Genomic DNA, 25,148 nt, shown 5'->3' on the forward strand with positions numbered 1-25,148 from the left:
CAAAACCTCAATTATCGAGGTGCGAACATAGTAACGGGGGCGAGCGCGTGTGCGGCATCCTGTGATGGCGGCAGGGTTATCACCGCGCCCACCGCGGACTCAGTTCGCCTTCTGCGTGAAGATCAGTTCGAACTCGTTGCCCGAGGGCTCGATCTGCTTGACGCGGACCGGCATCCAGTCGAGCGCGGGGGCGAGCCAGATGTCGACGCGGCGCTCGTCGCCCGTCTTGCGCGGCAGTCGCATGAAGTGACGCGTTTCGACGTAGCCCTGCGGCGTGCGCAGCGTCTCGGCGCCGACATATTGCACCGGCCACACCTCGCTGCTGTCCGTGTCGACCACGGTGAACTCGTGCGTCACCCCGACCTGGGCGTAGCGCTCCGGATTGCCCCGGGCGTAGCTCGCCAACTGCATCATCATGCTGAAGCGGTCCTGCGCCCCGGGCGCGAGCGGCATCGACTGGCCCGAGCGCGTGAAGCTGAGCGTGGGGGGGCTGTCGCGGTGGAATGTCGTGACGTATTCCGCCCGGCGCCCGCGCTTTTCCACGTAACGTGACGGCGCGATGCCGTTCACGTCGAAGCCGCCTTCGCTGATGAACTCGAACGTGCCGAAGAAGATGATCGGCACCGCCACCCGCAATTGGTAGTGCCCGTTCTCGTTGACCCAGTGAAGCTCGCCGGTCTGGTTGCGTACGCCGTTCATGAGGGCGTCGTAAGTCAGCGTGGCGGAGGGCGGCGGGGCGAACTTGTCGCCGTTCGCCGCGGCCGCGGTGAGGGGCGGTCCGGGCGGCGCGGCGGGGGCGCTGGCGTTGCTGGCGGCGTCGGGCGTGTTGCCGTCGCCGGCAACCGTTTGCGAGGCCGACTGCGGACCGGGCGTGTCGGTGTCGACCGGCGCGGTGATCGTGTCGGGTGGCGCAGGTGGTGGTGGCTCGGGGTGAGGCGGCTTGGCCACGGGCTTGCGCACGGGCGCCGGCGGTGCCGGGGGCGGCGGCGCGGGCGGCGCGACCGGCTTGAGCGGAATCAGCGTGATAGGGATTTCCGGGATCGGCGTGTCGTCGAGCGTCGTGCGGTGACGGTCGACCCACAGCGCGAGCAACACGTGCGCCGCGAACACGGCCACGAGCACGCCCGCCCACAGGCGCCAACCACGGCGCGCGCCGCGCCGACGCACGGACGGCGTCGGGCCGGCGGGCGGCGAGACGGTGGCGTTGGCGGCGTTGGCGGCGTCGACGGAATCGTTGGGGGCCGGAGGCACGTTGGGCGCTGCTTGGCGTGAGGGTCGATGGGCAGACGGTGACACGAAATTCGGGAAACGGGAATGTCAGACCGTCAGGATCGCACATTGCGGCAACCCCGGTTCGACAGGCGTCGAACCGTGCCGTTCATGCGCGGGCCGGACGGCTGCCCCGCGCTCGATTCAGGGCGCGGCGCCAGGCGCGTGAGCGTGGCCGAGGTCGGCCGAGAGGCGCTGGGCGAGCGTGCGCAGTGCGGTGTCGATGGGCCCGCCCCAGCGCGCGTCGAAGCGGCTCTCCGGACCGAGTGCCATGAGCCCCATGACGAGTTGTCCGGTCGCATCGAACACCGGCATGCAGAACGCATTGACCGACGGCAGCACCGTGCCTTCCACACGTGCCGCCCGATGCGCACGCACGTCGTCGAGCACCGCATCGTATTCCGCTCGTGTGGCGGGCAGATGATGGCGCGACGCGTGTTGCAGCCCGGCGAGCGCCGCATCGATGAGCGGCGCCGTCTGACGCGCGGGCAGATAGGCGGCAAAGAGCCGTCCGGCGGCCGATTCGAGTATCGGCATCACGTCGCCCAGGCGCAGCGGTACGCGCAAGGGGAAGGTCGAATCGAGCCAGTGGACCACCGTCGGCCCCTGGTTGCCCCACACGCACAGCCCCACGGTCTGGTCGATGGCGTCGCGCAACTGGTTCATGGCGAAGCGCGCGGCCTTGAAGGCGTCGATGCGCGCGAGATGGGCGAGGCCCATGCGCAGCGTGAACGGACCGAGATCGTAGCGGCCGCTGACCGGGTCCTGCACGATGAGGCCGAGGCGCTGGAAGCTCACCAGATAGCGATGTGCCTTGGCGGGGTTCATGCCGGCGGCATGCGCGAGATCGCGCAGCATCATCGCGTTCGACGCGCCGGTGAGCACTTCGATGAGCCGGAAACCGACCTCGATCGATTGAATGCCCGAGCGGGTCTTCTCCTCGTCGGGCGCCTTTTCATCGGTGCTGTCGCTGCTGTCGTGGTGGTAATCGTTGCCGGCGTCGCCGTGGTCGATGTTCTCGGGCATTGTCATGTGTCTCTGTCTTTTCCTCGTCGCGGCGGCGCTCATGCATGTCGTGCATGCGCGGCTGCGCCACCGGTGCCGCCCGCGCCCCCGTGGGGACCTGCAGGCGAAGCGCTCAGGTAGAATCGTCGGCTTCACGCGCCATTCTATCGGGCTTGAGACGGCCCGCAGACTTCATCACATGAAACTCGCTACCCGCAAGGACGGTACCCGCGACGGCCAACTGATCGTCGTGTCGCGCGACCTGTCGAGCGCCTGCATCGCCGACGCCGTCGCTCCCACGCTGCAACGCGTGCTCGACGACTGGACGTTCTACGCGCCGCAACTCCAGACGCTCTACAACGAACTCAATCACAACCGCGCGCGCAACACCTTCGCGTTCGATCCCGCCGAGTGCATGGCGCCGCTGCCGCGCGCCTACCAGTGGGCCGACGGCTCGGCTTACGTGAACCACGTGGAACTCGTGCGCCGCGCGCGCGGGGCGGAAATGCCGCCCGAATTCTGGACCGATCCGCTCATGTATCAGGGCGGCAGCGACGACTTCATCGGTCCGACCGACGACATCGTGTGCGCATCGGAAGACTTCGGCATCGACTTCGAGGCCGAAATCGCCGTGGTGACCTCGGACGTGCCCATGGGCGCGAGCCCGGCGCGTGCGCTCGAAGGCGTGCGTCTGCTGATGCTGGTCAACGACGTGAGCCTGCGCAACCTGATTCCGGCCGAACTGGCCAAGGGCTTCGGCTTCTTCCAGAGCAAGCCCGCGAGCAGCTTCTCGCCGGTGGCGGTCACGCCCGACGAACTCGGCGACGCCTGGCGCGACGGCCGCGTGCATCGCCCGCTCACGGTGAAATGGAACGACAGGAAGTTCGGCGCGCCCGAATGCGGGGAAGACATGGTCTTCGATTTCGGCCGGCTCGTCGCGCATGTATGCAAGACGCGCAATGCGCGCGCGGGCACCATCGTGGGCTCGGGCACGATCTCGAACAAGGATCGCAGCCGCGGCAGCGCCTGCATTGCCGAGAAGCGCATGCTCGAGACGATCGACAAGGGCGCGCCCGAGACGGCCTTCATGCGCTACGGCGACCGCGTGCGCATCGAGATGTTCGACGCGCAGGGCAAGTCGATCTTCGGTGCCATCGATCAGGCCGTCGCCCCGCTGGACGAGTGAGCGGCGTGGCGCCGACGTGGCAATGTGTGCCGCTCGCGCTGCGCATGTCGCTCATATCGCCGATGTCGCCGGTGTCGCCGGTGTCGGGCCGGGCCTCCGAAACTCGCATCGCGCGGGCCTTTGCGGGGCGTGGGTCGACACCGCCATAGGGTGAACCCGGATATGGCGGGCAATTCCGGCTCCGCTATTCTTTGTCTCCTTGAGTCGATTCGCACCCCTGACGGGCGTGAGGGCCGGCCCTAACTTTCGCCGGCGCGGCGCGAGGTGTCCGTCCTGGCGCCTGGCGCAAGAAAAAAATAGCGCGGGCCAGACCAGGAGATTTTTCATGCGAAACCCCGTGCGCACAGCACTGCTGGGTGCGATGTTGCTGGCGTTGGCCGGCGGCGCTGTCGCTCAGGTCAAGATCGGCGTGAGCATTTCGCTCACCGGCCCTGCCGCTTCGCTCGGCATTCCCGCACGCAATACGGTCACCATGCTGCCGACGGAAGTCGGCGGCCAGAAGGTCGACTACATCGTGCTCGACGATGCGTCCGACACCACGACCGCCGTTCAGAACACCAAGAAGCTCGTCTCCGAGAACCACGTCGACGCCATCATCGGCTCGTCGATCACGCCGAACACGCTGGCGATGCTCGACGTGATCGCGAGCGGCACCACGCCGACGATTTCGCTCGCGTCCTCGGCCCGCATCATCGAGCCGGTCGACGCCAAGCGCTACTGGATGTTCAAGACGCCGCAGACCGACGCGCAGATGGCCTCGGCCATTGCCGAGCACGCAAGCCGTCACGGCGTGAAGACGATGGCGTTCATCGGTCAGGGCGATGCGCTGGGCGAGGCGTTCTATGAAGAAGTCGCCAAGTTCGCGGGCCTGCACAAGATCAAGATGGTGGCCAACGAACGTTTCGCGCGCACCGACCCGAGTGTGACCGGCCAGATCCTGAAGATCATGGCGACCAATCCGGACGCCGTCGTCGTGGGCGCGGCGGGCACGCCGGCCGCCCTGCCGCCGAAGGCGCTCGCCGAGCGCGGCTACAAGGGCCTCGTGTACCACAACCACGGCGTGGGTAATAACGACTTCCTGCGCGTGTGCGGCAAGGACTGCAACAACACGTATCTGCCGGCCAGCCCGGTGCTCGTGGCGTCGCAACTGCCGAACGATCATCCGGCCAAGGCCGTCGCGCTCGACTACATCAAGAAGTACGAAGCCAAGTACGGTGCGGGCACCGTGGCCGCGTTCGGTTCGTACGCCTGGGATGCCGGCATCCTGCTGCAGCGTGCGATCCCCATCGCACTGAAGACCGCCAAGCCAGGCACGCCGGAATTCCGCAAGGCACTGCGCGATGCGCTCGAGTCGAGCAAGAACGTGCACGTGTCCAACGGCGTGATCAACATGAGCCCGACCGATCACCTCGGTCTCGACCAGCGCGCTCGCGTGATGGTCAAGATCGACAACGGCAAGTGGCTGCTCGCACCGTGAGCCTGCGCGCCGCCGTGATCCCATGGATGTGAGACGGCCCGCGCCGCACGCATCCGCACCCTCGACCGTTTGACCGTGGGCGGCGCCGGCCTCGTCCGGCGCCGCTGTTTCCCATCCCCGCCCGCGCGGGGATATTTTTTTGGAGCGGTAAGCCATGTCGCAAGATCCCTATCAACACTATCAGTCGCTGCAATTCAAGCGGCATCCCAATGGCGTGCTCGAACTGATCATGGGCGCCGGCGCGAACAAGAGCGGCCTGTCGACGGCGGACCATCGCATGCATCAGGAACTGGCCGATGTGTGGCGCGACATCGATCGCGACACCGAAACGCGCGCCGTCGTGATTCGCGGCGAAGGCAAGGGCTTCTCCGGCGGCGGCGACCTGTCGCTCGTGGAGGACATGGCCGACGACTTCGCGGTGCGCGCCCGCGTGTGGCGCGAGGCGCGCGACCTCGTCTACAACGTCATCAACTGCAGCAAGCCCATCGTCTCCGCCATGCATGGGCCGGCCGTCGGCGCCGGGCTCGTCGCGGGCCTGCTCGCGGACATCTCCATCGCGGCGAAGACGGCGCGCATCATCGACGGCCACACGCGTCTGGGCGTGGCGGCGGGCGACCACGCGGCGATCGTCTGGCCGCTGCTGTGCGGCATGGCCAAGGCGAAGTACTACCTGCTGCTGTGCGAACCGGTGACGGGTGAGGAAGCCGAGCGCATCGGGCTCGTCTCGCTCACGGTCGACGAGGCCGATTTGCTGCCCAAGGCGTTTGAAGTGGCTGAGAAGCTCGCGCGCGGTTCGACCACGGCCATTCGCTGGACGAAGTACACGCTCAACAACTGGCTGCGCAGCGCGGGGCCGGCATTCGATGCGTCGCTGGCGCTCGAATTCATGGGTTTTTCGGGGCCCGACGTGCGCGAGGGCATTGCGTCGTTGCGCGAACGCCGTGCGCCGGACTACAGCGGCGACGCACCCTTCTGACACACCACGTGCGCACGCTCGGCGTATGATCGGTGTTCAAGCGCCACAACGTGCGCGTGCAGGCGGGAAATGCCCGCTGGCCGCCCGTTCCCGACCGTGACTGGAGACTGTAATGAGCGATTCGACGAGTGCCATGCCCAATGGCTTCGACATTCTCAAGAAAATGTGGGAGGCCTTCAGCCCGCCGGCGACGTTTACTTCGCCGCTCACGCAACTGATGCAAAGCACGGCGCCGTTGCTCGATCCGAACGAGATCGAGAACCGCATCGCCGAAATGCGGGCGGTCGAGCAGTGGCTCACGCTGAACCTGAACGTGTTGCGCTCGACCATTCAGGCCTTCGAAGTGCAACGCGCGACTTACGCGACGCTGCGCGCCTTCGGCAGCGGCAGCTTCGGGGCCGGCGACGACGCCGCGGCAAGCAAGCCGAGTGCCGCGGGGCCACAGGAGAGTGCGGCAACGGGCGCGAATTTCTGGCGTTCTCCGTTCGCCACACCGGAACCGGCCGAGCATGTGGCGCCGCGCGCGAGTACGCCAGAACCCGAGCCGGAAGCGGAGCCCGAGGCGGCCACCGCGCAGGACGCGCCGCCGAAGAGCGACGAAGCACAGTCGCCGTTCGCCCAGGCGGGCAATGCGTACACCGCACTCGACCCGTCGCTGTGGTTCAACGCGATGCGTGCGCAGTTCGATCAGATCGCGGCGGCGGCGCAGGCGGCCGGCATGTCGGCCGCACAGATGACCGAAGCGGCGGCGACCCAGATGTCCCAAGCGTCGACCAAGGCGGAGCAGGCCGCCGCGAAAACGTCCGACAAGCGCGCCGGCAAGGCACCGACGAAGGGAGCCGCCACGGGCTCGGCGTCGGGCGCGAAGGCCGCCAAGCGCGCGCCTGCGAGCAGGAAGACGCCGGCGAAACCGGCGGCGGCAAAGACGTCCGCCAAGACAGTCGCGAAGGCATCGACGAAGACGTCGGCGGCGGCCGGCGAGGCGGGCAAACCCGCCGGCAAGCAGGCGGCGTGGAAGTGGTAACGACGCGATAGCGCGGGCGACCGGGTGACATCGGCACCGGGAACAACGACCGCAACGACAGGAGGGGCCCCATGATTTCAGGCGAACGCACCGGCCTCGTCCTGATGGGCGGCGGCGCACGCGCCGCGTATCAGGTGGGCGTGCTCGCGGCGATTGCCGCAATTCAGCGCGAAGTGCTGCCGTCGCGGCGCGCGATCCCGTTTCCCATCGTCTGCGGTACGTCGGCCGGCGCGATCAACGCGGCGGCGCTGGCGTCTCACGCCGACGACTTCCGGCATGGCGTGATGAAGCTCGACGCCGTTTGGCGTCAGTTCCATGCGGGACAGGTGTTCCGCGCCGACTCGCTGGGCATGGCGGGCACCGGGGCGCGCTGGCTCGCGGCGCTTTCGCTCGGCTGGGCACTGCGCCGTTCGCCGAAATCGCTGTTCGACTGGTCGCCGCTCGCCGACATGCTGCGCAACGTCATTCGCCTCGACCGGTTGCCGGACGTGTTTGCCTCCGGCGCGCTTTGCGCATTGTCGGTGACGGCGCTCTCGTATTCGTCGGGCAAGCACGTCACCTTCTACCAGAGCGCCGACCCCATCCAGGCGTGGAAGCGCTCGCTGCGGCTCGCGCGTGCGGTGCCGCTCACCGTCGAGCACCTGCTGGCGTCGAGTGCGATCCCGTTTCTCTTTCCCGCCGTCGAACTCGATCTCGACGGACAGGCCGAGTATTTCGGCGACGGTTCGATGCGCCAGATCGCGCCGCTCAGTCCGCCGATCCACCTGGGCGCCACGCGTATCCTGATCGTCGGCGCGGCCCACGCGCAGTACGGCCTGGACAGCAGCGGCGAGCGTATCGGCGGCTATCCGAGCCTTGCGCAGATCGGCGGGCAGGCGCTCGCAAGCGTGTTCATCGACGGCCTGTCGGCGGACCTCGAGCGTCTGCAGCACATCAACAACGTGCTTCGGCACGTGTCCGAGGCCGATCGCGAGTCGAGCGGCTGGCGACCCATCGAGACGCTTGTCATTTCGCCGAGTCAGCGCCTCGAGCCGATTGCGGCGCGCCATCTGCAACAACTGCCCCGCGCGGTGCGCACCATGCTTGGCGCGATTGGCGCCGACGAGGCGCGCGGTGCGGCGTTCGCGAGCTACCTGCTGTTCGAGTCGTCCTATACTCAGGAACTCATCGCGTTGGGTGAGGCGGATGCCTACGCACAACGCGATGCCATCGCGGCCTGGCTTGTCGCCGAAGCCGACGGCACCAGCCCCCTCGATCACGTGGAAGCCGGCGCTGTGGGCGGAGGCGATCCGCCGGCCAACGCTCCGCTGGCGGCACAGGCGCCGAAAGCCGCGCAAGCGGTGGCCCGCGACGGCGGCGACGCCGCTTGATTCTCATGACCCGACCGACATCTCCCAAATCCTTGAAGCCCGCCAAGCCCTCGGCGGTCTGCGCGTATCCGTCGACCTTCTGGCGCGATCCGGCGCTGCCATTCCTCGAAGCGCGCGAAGTGGTCGACGGCCGTCGCGTGTGTTACGCGCTGCACAGCCACGAGACATTCTCCATCGGCGTCGTGACGGGCGGACGCAGTACCTATCTGAACGGCCGCGCGCGTGAGACGGTCGGCAAGGGCAGCGTCGTGGTGATGAACCCGGATGCCGTGCACGCATGCAATCCGATCGGCGACGAGCCGTGGGCGTATCGCATGTTGTTCGTCGACACGCGCTGGCTGCGCGATTTTCAGCGCGAGCTCGGTTTCGGCCACGGGCAGGATCTGCACATGTTCGACCCGCTGTCGTCGACCGATCCGGTGCTCTACGAGGGCATTAATCGCCTTTACGATATCTGCACGGATGCGTCGCGCGACCGGCTCGAACGTGAGAGCGCCGTACAGCAGTGTTTCATCGATGTGCACGAACGACTGAATCCGGCGCCGCAACCGGTGCGGGACGATCCGCAGAAGTCGAAGAAGCTTGGCGACGCGGCCGATTTCATTCGCGCACACTGCCGCGAGTCGCTTACGCTCGCACAGATCTGCGCAGCGGCGGGTCTGTCGGCGTCGTATCTCACGCGTGCATTTCGTGCGCAGTACGGCCTTACGCCTCACGCGTTCCTGATGAATCAGCGGATTCAGTACGCACGGGCCCGGTTGCGCCGGGGCCACGCGATCGCCGAGGTCGCGCTTGACGCCGGCTTTGCCGATCAGGCGCACTTCCAGCGTACGTTCAAGCAGCTACTCGCCGCCACGCCTGGGCAATATCGAGAGTCGCGCGCCGCGTGAGCGGCGCGGCGGCGCTCACATGGTTGCCACGAGGTACACGGCGCTGCCCGCGAGCAGCGTTGCCATCACCCGGTTCAGGCGTTGCACGCGCTTCGCGTTGCGCATCTGATGCCGCATCAACGCGCCGGCCGCAGCCCAGCAGCCGACCGACAGCCAGCAGACGACGAAATAGATTGCCGCGAACTGCCAGATGCGCGTCGGCTCGCCTGCGGTGTACGCGCCCATGCCGGCGAGCGCCGCAAGCCACGCCTTGGGATTGAGCCACTGCATGACGGCCCCTTGTATGAGAGAGGGGCCGCGTTGTGCGTTGGCGTCGCCGAGCTCGCCATCGTCGCGGGCGAGCTTGTAAGCCATGTACAGCAGGAACGCCACGCCGAACCATTGGATCGCGTGCATCAGTACGGGCATGCGCTGCAGCAGTTCGTAAAGGCCGAAGCCGACCGCGACGAGCAACAGATCGAACCCCACCGTGGCGCCGGTCACGTGGCGCAGACTGGGCACGAGCCCGTAGCGCGCGCCGGCGCCCAGGGCCACGACGTTGACCGGGCCGGGAGTGATCGAAGCGGCCAGCGCGAATGCGGCCATCGAATAGAACAAAGTCATCGGAAACCTCACTGCGGAGAAGACGGTGATGCGAGGTTCCGACTGTAGAGGGTGAAGGGCGTCGTGTATTGAAGAAAACTGCCCTCGTGGGCAACGATGGGCCTGCGATGGGCAGGGCGGGTGACGGACGCGGCGGAGGCAGGCGGCGCTTGACGCGGGTGCGATGAGGCAATGGAGGGAGGGCGATGTGAGCCGGTATGTTGAGCGTGCCGGCGACGCCGGAAATTCAGAGCAGGAAGCGCTGACGCAGCCAATGCAGCAGGCGGCCGACGACGGGCAGCTTCAGGTAGAGGTCTTCGGTGGCGTCCCAGTAGTCGCGCTGATACGCGACGCGCCCGTCAACGGCCAATCTCAAGTGCGACGCGCCATGGATGACCTGTTCGTCGTCGAGCCGGCGTTTCAGGCGGAAATGGAGATTCCAGACGAGCAGCGCCTGGTTGTGCTGCAACAGCGTTGCTGTGATCTCGAAACGCGGTACGTCGACGCGCTCGTACAGGTGCGTCAGCAGCCCCGCGACTCCGGCCGCGCCGCGCACCTCGTGCAGCGGCGTCTTGAGATAGACGTTCGGCGTATAGAATTCGCCCAGATTCGCGACGCTTTGCCGGGTGAGCGTCTCGAAGTAGCGTGTCAGGCGTGCGAGCGCGGCCGCATGTTCGATTTCCATAGGCACATTTGCTTGGGCGCTGGAGCCGCGCGTTGTCGGTGGGTTGACCGGTGCCGTCGTCGATGCCGCCCCGCCCGCGCGCCTCAGTGCGAGTTGCTGACCAGTTCGGCGCGCAAGTCCGGCGCGCTGGTGCGCGGATCGAGCCAGATGGCGAAGAACGCCCGCCCGAACGCGTCGCCGGCGATCTGGCCGATGAGCTTGCCGTCCGAGAAAAACCGCGTGCCGTCGCCAGGCAGGAAGACACCCGTCAGATGCTGACCCGCCGACACGTCCGGCAGGATGTGCGAGAGCTGCTCCGCCCAGCGCTGACGTTCGGCATCGGTCGCGACCTGCAGCCGGGTCATCTCGATCAGGCTTCGCTGCACGAGCGTACGCGACTTGAAACTGCGTGCGTATCGGAGGTCGAGGACCAGTGGCTGCGCGCTCCAGTTCGCGCCGACGCGCTCGCTGCCGGAGAAAAGGACGGCGTCGTACAGGTGGAAACCCAGGCGCGTGAAGGAGCCTTGTCCGACGAGATGCGCGGTGGGCACCTCCTGCGAGGCGAGCTGGCCGGCGTCGAAGGCCAGCGCCGCGGGCGCGATAGCCACGGCCGCCAGAAAGCAGCAAGCACGCAGGCGCGCAACGAGCGCGGCGGACGCGGTAGCTGGGGTGGATGGACCAGCGGGGGCAATTGCGGGACGAGTAGCCATGCTCGGCTCCTTATCGGTCAAGGATCCAGTCGAGTTGGTAGGCCCGTTGGCGGCGCGCGGGTCGTTCGTCCGTGACGCCAGCCGAAACAACTTGTTGCGTAATTGCGATTGAGAACTATCCTCAAAACGAGGCGAGCATCGCCGCGTCGCCGGCACCCGCATAGCGGGGGCGGTCGCAAGAACGGAACGACTGGTTTCAGCGTAGACCATCGAACGCAGTCCGCGCAGGCCCGTCGTACAAGGAAATACCCTGACGCACCGCGGTGAGGCCCCCGGACAGGGGCGGGTACGAGCACGATCGAAGCAGCGTCGGGAGGCCATGTCGACGGGGGGCCGAAAGGGCTGTCGCCCCTTGAGCTTAGGGGCTTTGTGTGACAAATTGACCGTCGTCAAAATTACGACGCATTACCGTCACGTGGCTGTCGGCGGACACGGTAATTAAAGGCTTTTATGTTATGATTCAAGAGTTTGCCCAGATTTTAGTAGGGTCGCTCTAAGCTGGATCGACAGGATGCGGCCAGATTACAGGCGTTAAATTCGTCGTCCTTCCGCGGCGACAGGGTTCAAGACGTGAAGCCGGACGGCGGGGGGCGTTCGCATCGCGCTCACTGTTTTGTCTGTCGAAATTCGGCGTAAACTTTCACAATACTATCTTGAGTCCTGGTGTAAGGTCTCGCGACCTTGGGGGTAATTGAAATGAACGAAATGTTGTATCCCGAGCTGTACAAGTCGCTGGAGGCAGTGCGTTGGAACATGGAGAAGGACATTCCGTGGGACAAGTTCGACGCCAGCCAACTGACCGACGATCAGGCGCGCACCATCAAGATGAATGCCATCACGGAATGGGCGGCGCTGCCGGCCACCGAGATGTTCCTGCGTGATAACCGTGACGACAGCGATTTCTCGGCGTTCATGAGTGTGTGGTTCTTCGAGGAGCAGAAGCATTCGCTGGTGCTCATGGAATACCTGCGGCGCTTTCGCCCGGAGCTCGTCCCGACCGAAGCCGAGCTGCACGCCGTGCGCTTCCCCTTCGATCCGGCACCGCCGCTCGAGACGCTGATGCTGCACTTCTGCGGCGAAATCCGTCTGAACCACTGGTATCGCCGTGCGGCCGAATGGCACACCGAGCCGGTGATCAAGGCCATCTACGAGATCATTTCGCGCGATGAAGCCCGCCATGGCGGCGCCTACCTGCGCTACATGAAGAAGGCGCTCACGAGCTTCGGCGACAACGCGCGCGCTGCGTTCGCCAAGATCGGCGTGCTGATGGCGTCGGCGCGTCGCACCGAAAAGCCGCTGCATCCGACCAACCTGCACGTGAACAAGGATCTGTTCCCGAACGACACGGTGCAGTCGCGTCTGCCGGAGCCGGAGTGGCTCGAGCACTGGCTCGACGAACAGATCAAGTTCGACGACAGCTGGGAGAAGAAGGTGGTCGAGCGCATTCTGCACAACATGTCGCTGCTGTTCGAGCGTACGTTTGCGACCGCGCAGGATCTGAACCGCTACCGCAAGGAAATCACTGGCCGCCTGGCGGCCGTGGCTTCGCCGGCGGTCGCGGCGTCGTAATACTCCGCGGTAGGCGCTGTCCTCCGTCCGACGCAAGGACCGGAACAGACGGCCGCGTATCGATGCGAAAAGGGGCTTCGGCCCCTTTTTTGTTGCCCTGCACAGACAACCGAGGCTCCACGGTGCGACGCGTGGGACAATAGCGCGTCCACTTCGAATGATTGTCATGTCCTCTTCCCAAGTCATTTCCCCGGTCGATTTCGAGACCAAGGTGCTCTCGCGCGACGACCTCGTGGCGTTGGCGCCCACGTTGCCGCGTCCGCTCGTGTTCACCAACGGTGTGTTCGACATCCTGCATCGCGGACACGTGACCTATCTCGCGCAGGCGCGCGCCCTGGGTGCGTGTCTGGTCGTCGCAGTCAACACCGACGCATCGGTGCGCACGCTCGGCAAAGGAGACGACCGTCCCGTCAATCACGAGGACGATCGCGCCGCACTGCTCGCTGCGCTCCAGAGCGTGGATTACGTCGTCAAGTTCGGCGAGTCGACCCCCGAGGCGCTGATCGCGGCGGTGCGTCCGGACATTCTCGTCAAGGGCGGCGACTACGACATGGACAAGCTGCCGGAGTCGGCGCTCGTGCGTAGCTGGGGCGGCAAGGCGCTGGCAATTCCGTTCGAGCATCAGCGCTCGACGACGTCGTTGCTCAAGAAAGTACGTGCGCAATCATGAATCTGGCGCCGCTCGTTGAAGTCACTCGTGGGGCGAAGGGCATCGATACCGTCGAATGCGTGCACTACGGCTCGGTGGCCGTGGTCGATGCGCAGGGGCGTCTGCGTTATGCCGCCGGCGATCCGTCGTTCCTCACTTTCTCGCGTTCCACGCTCAAGCCGTTCCAGGCACTGCCCTTCGTGGAGGGAGACGGCGTCGGGCATTTCAACCTGACGCAGAGCGAGCTCGCGTTGCTGTGCGCCAGCCACTCGGGCGAGCCGTTCCACGTCGAAGGGGTGAAAAGCCTGCTGAGCAAGGCGGGATGCGACGAGCATCATCTGCAATGCGGCTGCCACACGCCCACCTTCTATTCGGCGACAGGCAAGCGCGCTCCGGCGGACCTCAGGCCCACGGCGCTGCATCACAACTGTTCGGGCAAGCACGCGGGCTTCCTGGCGTATTGCGCGCAGCACGGCCTGCCGCTCGACACTTACCTCGATCCCGCGCATCCGTTGCAGCAGGCGATTCGTGCGCGTGTGGGCGGCGTTGTCGGTGTGCCTGGCGACACGCTTGCGCTGGGCATCGACGGTTGCTCGGCGCCGAACTACGCATTGCCGCTCGAGAAACTCGCCGGCGCCTATGCGCGGCTTGCCGCGAGCGACGACGCCGCGCTCTCGACCCTCTTCGCCGCCATGACGCAGCAACCCGAAATGGTGTCCGGCACGGCGCGCAACGATCTGGCATTCATGCGCATGGCCCCGGGCGACTGGGTGGCGAAGATCGGCGCGGACGGCGTACAGACCATGGGTGTGCGCTCGGCCGGACTCGGCATCGCGATCAAGGTCGTCGATGGCAACATGCGGGCGCTCTATACCGCTGCCGTTGCCGTACTGAAGGCACTCGGACTCGTCGAATCACCGGAGACGACGGGCTTGGCGCCGTGGGCGCTGCCGATCGTCAAGAACGCGCGCGGCATTCATACGGGTGTCCTGCGACCGGTGGTCGAACTCAAGCGCGTGGGCTGACCGACTTCAACACCGCTGTGCCCCGCCCGGCTCTGCTCAGCGGTCGCCGCCTGTGGGCGGGCTGCCCGCAGGTGTCGGGCATGCCTTGACGAGGTTCGCGGACCACTGCTGCGACACGACGCCGCGCACCTGTGTCGCCGCATTCGTGTTGATGCCGGCAATGCGGTAAATGATCCGGCTCTTGGCATTCGGCCTCTCGCTCAATTGCGGCGTGAGGCCTTTTTTCTGTGCGGTCGACATCAGTCGTGCAGCGCGTTCGCGATCGCTGAACAGGCCGAGCGAGACCACGAGATTCGGCCCGTCGCCATTGAGCAGGAAATACTCGGTGACGCCTGCCGCACGCAACTGCGCGACCTGCTTGTCGGCGGCGGCCTTGTTGGGTACCGGGTCAAGGTGCACCCAGTAGCGCTTGTCGAGTGCGATGGACTGAATGTCGCCCTGTCCGGCAGGCAGCGCGGCGAGCAACAGACCGCGCGCTTGCGGTGCGTCGTTCGATGCGAAGGGGCCGATGTCGAGGCATGTCGACGCGGCCGTAGCCGCCATCGTCGCCGCGGCTTGCGATGCCGATTGGGCTGCCGTCGCATCACTCGACACTGCGCTCGACACCGCGTTCGGCGTCGTTGCCGCCACCGCCTGACTCGCGGCTGCAACCGCCGCCGAGGCAGATGATCGCGACGCGTCTGCCTCCCGCGCGGGCCCGTCATTCGAAGCGGCCGCCGTCTGACTCGCGCCCCCTGAGTCGAGCACGGCGGAGGCACCGCTCGCCGGCAGCGGGGCGCTGATTTCCGCCCGCGTCAGACGAATCCGCCCGGGCTCGAGTTGTGTCGTCAGCCGCGCGGGCTCACGACCTGTGGCCGGCAGCACGTCGCGCCATTTCAGCCAGCCGAATTGCACGGCCGCAAGCGCCGCGTTCGCAACGATGAACATCAGCAGCAACAGTGCGCGCAACATCTCAGACGCCTCCTCGGGCATGGCCGCTGTCGCGGGATTCCGGCACCGGGGCCGATGCCGCACCCGAAGCGGGTGCTGTTCCCGCGAGCACGCCGCCAGCGCCAAGCGCCACTTCGTACAGCCCGGCGGGCACCAACTGATCGTGTTCGGTAAAGGGCAGGGCGAGCGTTTGCGCGAGTGCGTGACGCGCACCACCCGCGAGCACGCAGCGCACCGTCGCACCGAGCTGCGTCTGCAACTGCGCATGACTGCGCTCCACGAGTCCCGCCTGGGCTGCCGCACAGCCGCGCAGAATGGCGTCCGACGTGCTGCGTGCGAAGTCCTGTCCCCCCGAAGGCATCGCCGCGTCGAGCGTGGGCAGCTGCGCGGTGCCTTGCCCGAGGGACTGGAGCATCAGTGCCGGCCCCGGGGCAATCAGGCCGCCGAGATATTCCCCATCGCCACGCAGGGCTTCGACGGTCGTTGCGGTTCCCAGCGTGACGATGAGCAGGTGTTCGCCGGGCCATGCCGCGTGGGCGCCGATCAGGCTTGCCCAGCGGTCGCTGCCGAGTTGCGCCGGTTGCTGGTAGCCGTTGCGCACCCCCGAGCGCGCTTCGCTCGCACGCAGCACCTGCAACCAGTCGGCCGATGCCATGCCCCATAGCGTTTGCAGTGTCATGCGCACGGCCTGCTCCGCTGCTTCGCCGGCCACGTTCGTGAGCCAGACACCCGCCGGTGCGGGGCAGATGAAGCCGCCATCGTGGCCGCCCTGACCACCCTGACCGCCTTGACCCATGGCCAGTGGCGCGGTATTCGGCGCGAAGTGCGCGTTCTGGCCAGCGCCGGCGGTCATTGCCGCCCAGCCCCCGCGAATCTGGGGGGCCAGAGCGCGCCACTCGGCATGGTCGACGGCGCCACTGGCAAGAAACGCCGGCGCCGCCGCCCGCCAGTCGGCGGGACGCGTTGCCGGCGCCAACGCCCACTTGATTCGACTGTTCCCCGCGTCGACGAGCAACCATGGCGCGTCGTTCGCATCCCCGGCGCCGTTCGTGGCGGCGAGCGAGGGGGCCTTTGCGTCGTCAGTGCTGCCGCCTGGCAGCGTGGACGCCCGGGCGTTCGGCGTTCTCCGGCGCGCGGTCATCGATGTCGCCCCGATCCACCGTACGCGGTGGAATCCAGCAGGCGCACGGAAACTTCGCCGCTGGCAATGGTGCGTTCGCCTTCGGTCGTCGCCACGCGCAAGCCCCCCTTCTCGTCGACGCCGAGCGCAACGCCGTGCAGCAGATCGCGTCCGTGTTCGATCAATCGAATCGGCGTATCGCGGTAGGCGTGCATCGTTTCCCAATCCTCGCGAAACGCGCCGAAGCCGTGTTCGGCGAAGCGCGTGAGCATGTCGGACAGACGCTGCACCAGCGCGATCAGCACCGACGACATATCGGGTTCCGCCAACACGGTTTCGAGCGCGGCGGGTGGGGTGGCAGGCACGGCCGCCGTTGTCCGTGCGCCGTCTGTCGTCTCGACCGCCGGAGCCGCCGAGGCGGACGCACCGTCGATTCGCGTGGCGACGTCTCCGACCTGGCGCAGATTCACGCCGATGCCGATCACGACGCCGATCCGGCCCGGGCCGGCGGGCACCGTTTCGATGAGAATGCCAGCCAGCTTGCCGCCGCGCAGCAGTACGTCGTTGGGCCATTTGAGGCCCAGCGCCTGCGGCGCCGACAGCGGCAGATCGGAGAGTCCCTCCACGACCGCGACACCCGTGGCAAGCGAAAGCCCAGCCAGTTCGGCCGGGCCACCGGGCATCACATACGCCAGCGAGAACGTGAGGCTGTCGCCCGGCAAGCTCTGCCATGTGCGCCCGCGCTGCCCGCGCCCGGCCGTCTGTATCATGGCCGCGCGCACGATCGGCGCACATGCGGCGTCTTCGCGAAGCCGTGTGAGCAGATCGACGTTCGTGGAGCCGGTGGACGACACGACTTCGATCCGCCAGCCACGGCAGGCAGATGCCAGACGCGCACGAATTCGGTCACCGTCGAGGCGGCGCGCCGACGTGTCGTGCGTCGGCTCCGTGGACGACGCGATGGGCGAGGAAGGTGAGGCGATATTCATGGCTGCTATTGTAGCGGCGAGGCAGGGGCTGCGTCGGTCTGCCCTGCGTCAATGCTGGTTTTTCAGCATCATCCGAATGGGCGTTCGGCCGATTCCGGCACGTTTTCAGTTGCCGCCGGGTTGCCATCGTGTGGTCGCGCCTGTACCGTACAATGACCGCGTTTCGCAGTCTTCCGCCGCATTTTTTGGCGGATTTGTTGTCAGGAGACCGTCTGTTTTGGACCTCGATGCCGTGCCCACTCTGGAGCTGACCACCTCGCCGCAAGGCCCGGTGGTAATGCTGCGCGGCCTGTGGACGGCGCTGGCGCTCTCGCAGCGCAAGAAGACGCTGCTGCGCCTGGCGCACGCGCTGCCCCGCGGGGAACTGGCGTGGGACCTTACGTGCGTCGAGCGGCTCGATCACGTGGGGGCGCAAGCGCTCTGGCGCTTCTGGAATCGCAAGTTTCCGCCGCGTATCGCACTGACTCCGACACAGCGCGCGCTGTTCGATCACCTCGCGGAATTCGATCGCTCGCGGCAAAGCCCGGTGTCCAAGCGCCGCGTCGATCCGGTGAGCCAACTGGGCTATTCCCTGTTCTCGCTGTGCGATCACCTGCGCGACGGCATTACGATGTTCGGGCGTTTCGTCATCGATCTCGGCCGCGTCGTGCGGCACCCTGTGCGCGCACCGTGGCTGGAAATCTCCGCCAATATCTATAGCGCTGGCACCAGGGCGCTCGGCATCACGGCGCTCGTCGCGTTCCTGATCGGCATCGTGCTGTCGTATCTGTCGGCGCAGCAATTGAAGCTGTACGGCGCGAGCACGTTCATCGTCAACATTCTCGGCCTGTCCGTGATCCGTGAACTGGGCCCGGTGCTTTCCGCGATTCTGGTCGCCGGCCGCTCGGGTTCCGCCATCACGGCGCAGTTGGGCGTCATGCGAGTGACCGAAGAGCTCGATGCGATGCGCGTGATGGACATTCCGCATGGACTGAGGCTCGTACTGCCGAAAGTCATTGCGCTGGCGATCGCCATGCCGCTGCTGGTCATGTGGACGAACATCGTCGCGCTGCTCGGCGGTGCGCTCGCCGCGAAGTACGAGCTCGGCATCGGGCTGCATTACTTCTTCGCCACGCTGCCCAATGCGGTGCGCATCGCGAACCTGTGGATCGGGCTTGGCAAGGGTGTCGTCTTCGGCATGCTGATCGCGCTCGTGGCCTGCCACTTCGGCATGCGTGTCAAACCGAACACGCAGAGCCTGGGGGAAGGCACGACGCAATCGGTGGTCACGGCGATCACGGTGGTGATTCTGGCCGACGCCGTCTTCGCCATCCTGTTCCGCAACGTGGGGATCGGCTGATGAGCGAGTCCACGGTGCCTCAACTGTCGCAATCGGCAGCATCCATGGCCACGGCTTCTGTTTCCACCGCCCCTCTGTCCGACGACATGCGCGCCTCGGCCATCGGCTGCCCGCCGGTGTCGTCGACGTTGCCTGGCGAAGCGCAGCCGGTGATCGAAGTGCGCGACCTTACCAAGCGCTATGGCACGCACACGATCCACGATCACCTCGATCTCACCGTGGGGCAGAGCGAAATCATCGCGCTCGTGGGGGGATCGGGCTCGGGCAAGACCACGCTGATTCGCCAGATCATCGGACTGGAGGCGCCCACGAGCGGGCATATCAGCGTCTTCGGTCACGACATCACGATGATCGACCGGCGCACGGCACACCTGCTGCGTCGCCGCTCGGGCATGCTGTTCCAGCGCGGCGCGCTGTTTTCGGCCATGACGGTGTTCGACAACATTGCACAGCCGCTGCGAGAACTGCACACGCTGTCCGAGGATCTGATTCGCGATGTCGTGATGTACAAGCTCGAAATGGTCGGGCTGTCGGGGCGCATGGCCAATCGCATGCCGTCGGAATTGTCGGGCGGGATGATCAAGCGCGTCGGGATCGCACGCGCGATTGCGCTGGAGCCCGAACTGCTCTTTCTCGATGAGCCGACGGCGGGTCTCGATCCGCAGGCCTCCGACGAATTCGTGGACATGGTCCGTGGCCTGCACCATTCGCTCGGACTGACGGTCGTGATGGTCACGCACGACCTCGATACCGTGATGATGCTCGCTACACGCGTGGCGGTGCTCGCCGATCGCAAGGTGCTTGTCAATGCGCCCGTCGAAGACGTGGTGCGGGTCGATCACCCGTTTATCCACAGCTTCTTCCTCGGTGAGCGCGGCAGACGCGCGTTGCTGGCCCTGCCCGCGGCGCGGCGCGCCAGGATTTCGGAGTTACTCGACGATGGAAAATAAATCGCACGCTTTCATGGCGGGCCTCTTCACGCTGGTGTTGCTCGCGGCGGTTGCCGCCGCGGTGTACTGGTTCAACCGGGACAATCGCGTGCGCGTACCCTACGATCTCGTGGCGCACACCAATGTGAACGGTTTGAATCCCGAGTCCGTCGTTCGCTATCGCGGGCTGGCCGTGGGCAAGGTGGACTTCATCAAGTTCGATCCGCATGCGCCGGGTCAGATCCTGATTCGCATTCTGGTCAACGAAGGCACGCCGATGACCAAGTCGACTTTCGCCACGCTGAGCTATCAGGGCGTGACCGGCCTGGCCTTCGTGCAACTCGACGACGACGGGGATGACCGCACCATGCTGCCGTCGAGCGCGGCGCACGTTGCGCAACTGCGTCTGCGCCCGGGCTTCATCGACGAGTTGCAGCGACGCGGTAACAGTCTGGTGCGCCAGCTCGAGGAAGCGAGTTCCTCGGTCAATCAACTGCTCTCGCCCGAGAACCGGCAAGCGGTGATGGATTCGATCAACAGTGTGAAGACGGCGGCGCAGAGCGTGAATCGCGTGGCGCAGCAGCTCGAACCCGTTACCAGACAGTTGCCGGAGACCGTGCGTGAACTCAATGGCACGCTCACCGGCGCGAATCGTCTGACCCAGCAATTGTCCGATCCACAAGGGCCGCTGGTGCGCAATCTGGATAGCGTCGGGCGGGCGGCGGATCAAGCGGCGTCGAGTCTCGCGGCGTTCGAAGGCACGATGCATACCTTCGAGGGTTCCCTGCAGCAGGAAGCGCTGCCGCGCCTCAATACGCTCTCCGACGATCTTCGCTTTACGACGCAAGCCGTTGGTCAAGCGGCTGAGACCATCAATCGCAATCCGCGCGCGCTGCTGTTCGGAACCTCTCCGCCGCCACCCGGTCCGGGTGAGTCGGGCTTCTCGTGGCCCGGTGGAGCAGGCCGATGATGCGCGATACCGTCATGCAAGGGGAAATCGAGATGACCGAGCCGACCGGGATCCAGTCGATCCGGCAGGGTGCAAAAGTGAGAATGGCACGCGCGTTGGCCACATGGTGTCTCTATGCCGGGGTGGCCGCGCTTGTGGCCGGATGCGCGAGCTCCGCGCCGTCGGGGGGGCTCACGCGTTTCGATCTCGGGCCGCCGACGGTGCCCGCCGCATCGACCGGTAACGCGGCCGTCGTCGCCGCCGCGTCGGATGTGGCGGCATCGGGCGCCTCGGGGGCGGGGGCATCGCGCCTGTCGCCGCTCAAGGTGGTGGTCAACGCGCCGAACTGGCTCGACTCCGACGTGATCTATTACCGGTTGCCGTCGAGCGAAGGCGATCAGGCGCGCGCGTATGCGAACAGCCGATGGCTCGCGTCGCCCGCGCGGTTGTTTGGCGATCGCCTGCGCGGGGCCCTGTCCGTCGAACGCGCCGTGCTCGCGGCGGGTGACCCGACTGCGGCGCCGGCATTGCGGGTGGAGCTCGAGGAGTTCTCGCAGTACTTCGACAGTGCGTCGGCGAGCCACGGCGTGGTGCAGGTGCGGGCCACGTTGTTCGATGGACCAAAGCTGCTCGCACAAACGACGCTGCGCGCGCAAGCGCCTGCAGCGAGCGCCGATGCCGCCGGTGGGGCGCGTGCGCTGGCAACTGCGAGCGATGCCGTGCAGACGCAGTTGATTCAATGGCTCGCGGGCCGTGTGCCCGCACCCTCGGCGACGACTCGTGCGCCGGCGCAGTCGCGTGCTTTGCCGGCGCTCTCGCCGGCACAGGCGCGGTAAGTCCGGAGGGGCACACCCGCCAATGCCGGAGCTGGATGTCAAACCCTGGCAACGACGCGCGTCTCCGCTCACGCGCCAGGCGTTGCTTTGTCTGATTCTGCTGATCGCGTACGCGAGCCTGTATCCGTTCGAATTCCAGCACGCCGCCGTCGGACCGTTCGACTATCTGCTCGCACCGCTGCCACGATGGATGACGACGTTCGACGTCGTTACCAATGTGATCGGTTACCTGCCCCTCGGCATGTTGACGGTGTTGGCGCTGCATCCCGTGTGGCGCGGCGTCCGGGCTGTGCTCGCGGCGCTGCTGCTGGGCGCGGTGCTCTCGTGCGGCATGGAGGCGCTGCAGACCTACTTGCCCACGCGTGTGGCGTCGAACGTCGATCTCGCGACGAACGCCCTGGGCGCGCTCATCGGTGGCGCCGTCGCAGTCCCGCTCACGAGCCCGCTGCTCGATCGCGGCTGGTTGCGGCATCTGCGCTTCGCCTGGTTCGAGCGCCACGCCAGCGTGCTGCTCGTGTTGCTCGCCCTCTGGCCGTGGGCGCAGGCGTACCCGCAGCAATTCCTCTTCGGTGACGGCGACCTCGTGCGGCAGGTCTGGCTCTGGCAGGATCCTGACGTGACCGACCTCGTGCTCGACTGGGTGCCGCGGCTGGGACAACTGCAGGACTATCTCTCCGCGCTCGATGCCGTGGCCAGCCACGCGTTGTGGGAAACGGTCGTGACGGCTTGCGGTACGGTGCTGGCCGGTTTGCTCGCCACGCTGACGATGCGCCGCTCGGCGCCGCGAGTGCCGTTGCTTTGCGCGCTGTTCATCAGCGCGTTCGCGATCAAGGCGATCGCCGCGGCGTGGCAGTTCTCGCCGCTGCAGGCGTTCGATTGGGTCACGGCCGGCGCGATCTACGGGCTCGTCATCGGCGTGCTGGTGCTGCTGGTGGCCGGGCGAGGGCCGCGAGCATTGCGCGGTGTGGTCGCATTGGCCGCGCTCATCGTGCTGCTGGTGCTCGTAAACCTGCTGCCCGCAAACCCGTATTACGAGGCGGCGCTCCAATCGTGGCGGCAAGGCCGGTACGTGCACTTCAATGTGCTCGCGCGCTGGCTCGCATGGACCTGGCCATACCTCGTGCTGATTTACCTGCTCGCCATGTTCGATCCCAGCCACCGCGGCCCTGCCCGCGGTGTCGGCAAATCCGGCTGACGCCTGCTTCGGCAAGTCCAGTGGGATGTCCCCGAGCGGCAGGCTCCGGGACGATTGTTGCCGATTCGGAAATAGCGTATTGGCCGTAATCGCCGCCGCCATAGGCATCGAGATGCTGGAAAACGGCATGTTCGTGTTCGCGTCGTTGCATATCGCCGGCGGCGTAGGCGCCGCACCCGAGGGATACGGGTTCGGCTCCACACTCTATGCCGTGGCCGGATCTTTTTTTTCAAGCAGCGTTGGCTCGCCTCGCGTATCGGCTACCGCATGTTCCTCGCAGGCACGCTCACGCTCATGGCGTTCGGCGCCCGGCTTGGGGGCATGGCGCATAACTCTGTCCAACTGGTCGTCGCCCGCTTCATTCTCGGCTTGGGGGGCGGGGGCGCTAACCCATGCTTCGCCCCCGAGCTGCGCCTGCTACCGCAGGGACCAGCCCCAGCACTCTTAACTTGAGAGCGTCTGGGTGTCCTGAGTTGCAGAAGCGACTCCAGACTGTTGCACGCTGCTGGCTTCGACCAAATCCAGAAAAGTGTTTGCGTGGGATATGAACGTACTAGTGACGACGTCGGTGACTTGACCTTCCTGGACGTTTTTCCCTACGACAATAGTCTGTGCATACAACGTATCAACGAGACCTTTGTCTTTGCCGGCGGACATGAAGTCGACGAGTTCAGCTCCTCTCTTCTCCATTGCCGGGTCACTGGAGATATTGTCGCGGTGCGCATCATTTCTTGGGTGTTTTTCCAGAACAGTGCCACACCAATCATTCACGGTGCAGTTTGAACTAATATTGCCACGCAAACGAGCATCTGATACCGCGGTTAGTCCCATGCCGAGCGCCGAGAACCTTTTGTCTTGGTTATGGACGTGAGGCAATGACTCAATCATTGGTTGAAGAAATGGGTTGTCGCAGGAGCGTAAAAAGATTGCTGATTCTCGAGACCTTGTAGCCGAACTAATCGATTTGACGTCGCGCAAGAATCCCGCAGCCCGCCGTTCATTCTCGCGGGGCGGAGGAGTCGACTCACCCCGTGAGGTCACGCCATTGGTTGTCGCTTGCACGCTGAACATGATCTCTCTCCATCGCGATTGGAAGTTAAGGGTTTCCCGAAAGGAATGGCCGCAAACGTTGCAATAGTGGCATTTTGTTGAACATACGGTTTTCAAAAAATGACCATGTCACCGCAGCGAGCGGCGGCCAACGGACTTCCCGACGCCCGCGGCGGCGGCCCACACCGTCCGGGCAGGTCGGTTAGAATGGCCCGCAACACGTCCGCAATACGTCAATCAACGTCGCCACTCCTTCCAAAACACCGACATGGCCACCCAGTCGCAGTACTACAAACACCACGTGTTTTTCTGCCTGAACCAGCGCGAGCCCGGCGCCGACCGCCCTTCGTGTGCGAACTGCAACGCGCAGTCGATGCAGGAGTACGCCAAGAAGAAGGTCAAGGAGCTCGGCCTGGCCGGACCCGGCAAGGTTCGCGTGAACAAGGCGGGATGCCTCGATCGCTGCGAACTCGGGCCCGTCGTGGTCGTCTATCCCGAAGGCACCTGGTACACGTATTTCGACGAATCCGACATCGACGAGATCGTCGAGACGCATCTGGCGCGCGGCGAAATCGTCGAGCGGCTGCTGATCGACTGATCCGGTCCCGCAAGCACGCTGCGCAAACGTGCCGGCGTTTGGGCGCCGGCGCCTCCTGCCTTACCTCGCTCATGAACGCTCAGACTGAACGCTTCACCATCGACGGCCCGATCGGCGCCATCGAAATCGCCATCGACCGTCCGGCCGGCGAGCCGCGCGGCATCACGCTCGTCGCCCATCCGCATCCGCTCTTCGGCGGCACGCTCGACAACAAGGTCACGCAGACGCTCGCGCGCGCTTTCGTGCAACTCGGCCACGCCGTGGTGCGCCCGAATTTCCGCGGGGTCGGCAAGTCCGAGGGCGAGCATGACAAAGGCATCGGCGAGCGCGACGATCTTCTCGCCGTGATCGCCTGGATGCGCCGGCAGCCGGGCTGGGAGACGCTGCCGCTGGCCCTTGCGGGTTTCTCATTCGGCACCTTCGTGCTCTCGCACGTGGCGAAGTCGCTCGAAGCCGCGGGCACGCCCGCACAACGTCTGGTTTTCGTGGGAACGGCCGCGAGCAATTGGGAAGTGGCCACGGTACCGGCCGATACGCTGGTTGTTCACGGCGAACAGGACGAGACGGTGCCGCTGCAGTCGGTGCTGGACTGGGCGCGGCCGCAAAAGCTCCCGGTCGTGGTCATCCCGGGCGGCGAGCACTTTTTTCACGGCCTGTTGCCCCTGCTGAAACAGATCGTGGTCGACGCGTGGCGTCATTGACACACCCGGGGCGAATTTCCCGCAATTTGGGCGCGACGGGCCCGTCGGGCTGGGGGTGCGAAATGGCGGCGGGTATAATCCGCTCCTGAACCTTGTCAGGTCACGCCGGGTCTATG

25 protein-coding genes are annotated in these 25,148 nt (G+C 66.0%); 16 read left to right on the top strand and 9 right to left on the bottom strand.

Going from position 1 to position 25,148, the window contains the following annotated elements; translation table 11 throughout:
* Positions 1 to 99: 99 nt before the first annotated feature.
* Together RO07_RS02150 and RO07_RS02155 are read right to left on the bottom strand one after the other, a co-directional pair.
* Positions 100 to 1,251 (bottom strand): DUF3108 domain-containing protein, encoded by a 1,152-nt coding sequence (locus tag RO07_RS02150; protein WP_039413946.1) that lies wholly within the window; start codon positions 1,249 to 1,251, stop codon positions 100 to 102.
* A 162-nt stretch (positions 1,252 to 1,413) separates the two neighbouring features.
* Complete coding sequence (locus tag RO07_RS02155) at positions 1,414 to 2,295, bottom strand: IclR family transcriptional regulator (RefSeq protein WP_052266943.1); 882 nt, start codon at positions 2,293 to 2,295, stop codon at positions 1,414 to 1,416.
* Positions 2,296 to 2,473: 178 nt separating this feature from the next.
* On the opposite strand from RO07_RS02155, the gene RO07_RS02160 reads away from it, so the two are divergent.
* From RO07_RS02160 to RO07_RS02185, 6 genes are all read left to right on the top strand, one after another.
* Positions 2,474 to 3,460, top strand: a complete 987-nt coding sequence (locus RO07_RS02160) for a fumarylacetoacetate hydrolase family protein (RefSeq protein ID WP_039407697.1) — start codon at positions 2,474 to 2,476, stop codon at positions 3,458 to 3,460.
* Between the two features lie 325 nt (positions 3,461 to 3,785).
* Positions 3,786 to 4,937 (top strand): ABC transporter substrate-binding protein, encoded by a 1,152-nt coding sequence (locus RO07_RS02165; protein ID WP_039407699.1) that lies wholly within the window; start codon positions 3,786 to 3,788, stop codon positions 4,935 to 4,937.
* A 154-nt stretch (positions 4,938 to 5,091) separates the two neighbouring features.
* Positions 5,092 to 5,913, top strand: coding sequence for an enoyl-CoA hydratase/isomerase family protein (locus tag RO07_RS02170; RefSeq protein WP_039407700.1), 822 nt, complete (start codon positions 5,092 to 5,094; stop codon positions 5,911 to 5,913).
* A 112-nt stretch (positions 5,914 to 6,025) separates the two neighbouring features.
* Complete coding sequence (locus RO07_RS02175) at positions 6,026 to 6,937, top strand: PhaM family polyhydroxyalkanoate granule multifunctional regulatory protein (RefSeq protein ID WP_052266944.1); 912 nt, start codon at positions 6,026 to 6,028, stop codon at positions 6,935 to 6,937.
* Positions 6,938 to 7,008: 71 nt separating this feature from the next.
* Complete coding sequence (locus RO07_RS02180; protein WP_039407702.1) at positions 7,009 to 8,307, top strand: patatin-like phospholipase family protein; 1,299 nt, start codon at positions 7,009 to 7,011, stop codon at positions 8,305 to 8,307.
* Between the two features lie 5 nt (positions 8,308 to 8,312).
* Entirely contained in the window at positions 8,313 to 9,197 is an 885-nt protein-coding gene (locus RO07_RS02185) for an AraC family transcriptional regulator (protein ID WP_084072813.1), read from the top strand.
* A 15-nt stretch (positions 9,198 to 9,212) separates the two neighbouring features.
* On the opposite strand, the gene RO07_RS02190 is transcribed toward RO07_RS02185, so the two are convergent.
* From RO07_RS02190 to RO07_RS25420, 3 genes are all read right to left on the bottom strand, one after another.
* Entirely contained in the window at positions 9,213 to 9,800 is a 588-nt protein-coding gene (locus RO07_RS02190) for a LysE family translocator (protein ID WP_039407706.1), read from the bottom strand.
* Between the two features lie 226 nt (positions 9,801 to 10,026).
* Positions 10,027 to 10,464: a nuclear transport factor 2 family protein gene (locus tag RO07_RS02195; protein ID WP_039407707.1), complete on the bottom strand. Its 438-nt coding sequence runs from the start codon at positions 10,462 to 10,464 to the stop codon at positions 10,027 to 10,029.
* An 83-nt stretch (positions 10,465 to 10,547) separates the two neighbouring features.
* Complete coding sequence (locus tag RO07_RS25420; RefSeq protein WP_160118080.1) at positions 10,548 to 11,153, bottom strand: chalcone isomerase family protein; 606 nt, start codon at positions 11,151 to 11,153, stop codon at positions 10,548 to 10,550.
* Between the two features lie 705 nt (positions 11,154 to 11,858).
* Between RO07_RS25420 and RO07_RS02205 the strand changes: the two genes are divergently transcribed.
* From RO07_RS02205 to RO07_RS02215, 3 genes are all read left to right on the top strand, one after another.
* Positions 11,859 to 12,722 (top strand): ferritin family protein, encoded by an 864-nt coding sequence (locus tag RO07_RS02205; protein WP_174234889.1) that lies wholly within the window; start codon positions 11,859 to 11,861, stop codon positions 12,720 to 12,722.
* A gap of 166 nt (positions 12,723 to 12,888) precedes the next feature.
* On the top strand, positions 12,889 to 13,392 hold the full coding sequence (rfaE2, locus tag RO07_RS02210) for a D-glycero-beta-D-manno-heptose 1-phosphate adenylyltransferase (RefSeq protein WP_039413956.1): 504 nt from the start codon (positions 12,889 to 12,891) through the stop codon (positions 13,390 to 13,392).
* Entirely contained in the window at positions 13,389 to 14,396 is a 1,008-nt protein-coding gene (locus tag RO07_RS02215) for an asparaginase (protein WP_039407710.1), read from the top strand. The genes rfaE2 and RO07_RS02215 overlap by 4 nt, the downstream gene beginning before the upstream one ends.
* A 36-nt stretch (positions 14,397 to 14,432) precedes the next feature.
* Here the strand turns inward: RO07_RS02215 and RO07_RS02220 are convergent, their stop codons facing one another.
* From RO07_RS02220 to RO07_RS02230, 3 genes are read right to left on the bottom strand one after another with little or no spacing between them, the layout of a single operon-like run.
* A complete protein-coding gene (locus tag RO07_RS02220; protein WP_039407712.1) occupies positions 14,433 to 15,347 on the bottom strand; it encodes an SPOR domain-containing protein in 915 nt (304 codons plus the stop codon).
* A gap of 1 nt (position 15,348) precedes the next feature.
* Positions 15,349 to 16,467, bottom strand: a complete 1,119-nt coding sequence (locus tag RO07_RS02225; protein WP_052266945.1) for a type III pantothenate kinase — start codon at positions 16,465 to 16,467, stop codon at positions 15,349 to 15,351.
* The gene (locus tag RO07_RS02230; RefSeq protein WP_052266946.1) at positions 16,464 to 17,435 is read right to left on the bottom strand and encodes a biotin--[acetyl-CoA-carboxylase] ligase; all 972 of its coding nucleotides are present in this window, start codon (positions 17,433 to 17,435) and stop codon (positions 16,464 to 16,466) included. Before RO07_RS02230 ends, RO07_RS02225 begins: the two co-directional genes overlap by 4 nt.
* A gap of 217 nt (positions 17,436 to 17,652) precedes the next feature.
* Between RO07_RS02230 and RO07_RS02235 the strand changes: the two genes are divergently transcribed.
* Genes RO07_RS02235 through RO07_RS02255 form a run of 5 tightly spaced genes read left to right on the top strand, consistent with a single transcriptional unit; the run spans position 17,653 to position 22,683 of the window.
* On the top strand, positions 17,653 to 18,774 hold the full coding sequence (locus tag RO07_RS02235) for an MlaE family ABC transporter permease (RefSeq protein WP_039407714.1): 1,122 nt from the start codon (positions 17,653 to 17,655) through the stop codon (positions 18,772 to 18,774).
* A gap of 44 nt (positions 18,775 to 18,818) precedes the next feature.
* On the top strand, positions 18,819 to 19,724 hold the full coding sequence (locus RO07_RS02240; protein ID WP_418303714.1) for an ABC transporter ATP-binding protein: 906 nt from the start codon (positions 18,819 to 18,821) through the stop codon (positions 19,722 to 19,724).
* Positions 19,714 to 20,673, top strand: a complete 960-nt coding sequence (locus tag RO07_RS02245) for an MlaD family protein (RefSeq protein ID WP_039407716.1) — start codon at positions 19,714 to 19,716, stop codon at positions 20,671 to 20,673. The genes RO07_RS02240 and RO07_RS02245 overlap by 11 nt, the downstream gene beginning before the upstream one ends.
* Entirely contained in the window at positions 20,670 to 21,488 is an 819-nt protein-coding gene (locus tag RO07_RS02250; protein WP_052266947.1) for an ABC-type transport auxiliary lipoprotein family protein, read from the top strand. Before RO07_RS02245 ends, RO07_RS02250 begins: the two co-directional genes overlap by 4 nt.
* 22 nt (positions 21,489 to 21,510) lie before the next feature.
* Positions 21,511 to 22,683 carry a VanZ family protein gene (locus RO07_RS02255; RefSeq protein WP_052266948.1) on the top strand — a complete coding sequence of 391 codons (1,173 nt, stop codon included), beginning with the start codon at positions 21,511 to 21,513 and terminating at the stop codon, positions 22,681 to 22,683.
* A gap of 444 nt (positions 22,684 to 23,127) precedes the next feature.
* On the opposite strand, the gene RO07_RS25680 is transcribed toward RO07_RS02255, so the two are convergent.
* Positions 23,128 to 23,754, bottom strand: a complete 627-nt coding sequence (locus RO07_RS25680) for a hypothetical protein (RefSeq protein ID WP_147284569.1) — start codon at positions 23,752 to 23,754, stop codon at positions 23,128 to 23,130.
* 247 nt (positions 23,755 to 24,001) lie between these two features.
* On the opposite strand from RO07_RS25680, the gene RO07_RS02270 reads away from it, so the two are divergent.
* Both RO07_RS02270 and RO07_RS02275 read left to right on the top strand, forming a co-directional pair.
* Positions 24,002 to 24,331, top strand: coding sequence for a (2Fe-2S) ferredoxin domain-containing protein (locus tag RO07_RS02270; protein WP_039407723.1), 330 nt, complete (start codon positions 24,002 to 24,004; stop codon positions 24,329 to 24,331).
* A gap of 71 nt (positions 24,332 to 24,402) precedes the next feature.
* Entirely contained in the window at positions 24,403 to 25,032 is a 630-nt protein-coding gene (locus RO07_RS02275; RefSeq protein WP_039407725.1) for an alpha/beta hydrolase, read from the top strand.
* Positions 25,033 to 25,148 lie beyond the last annotated feature (116 nt).

Source organism: Pandoraea pulmonicola, from assembly GCF_000815105.2.
Lineage (GTDB): Bacteria > Pseudomonadota > Gammaproteobacteria > Burkholderiales > Burkholderiaceae > Pandoraea > Pandoraea pulmonicola.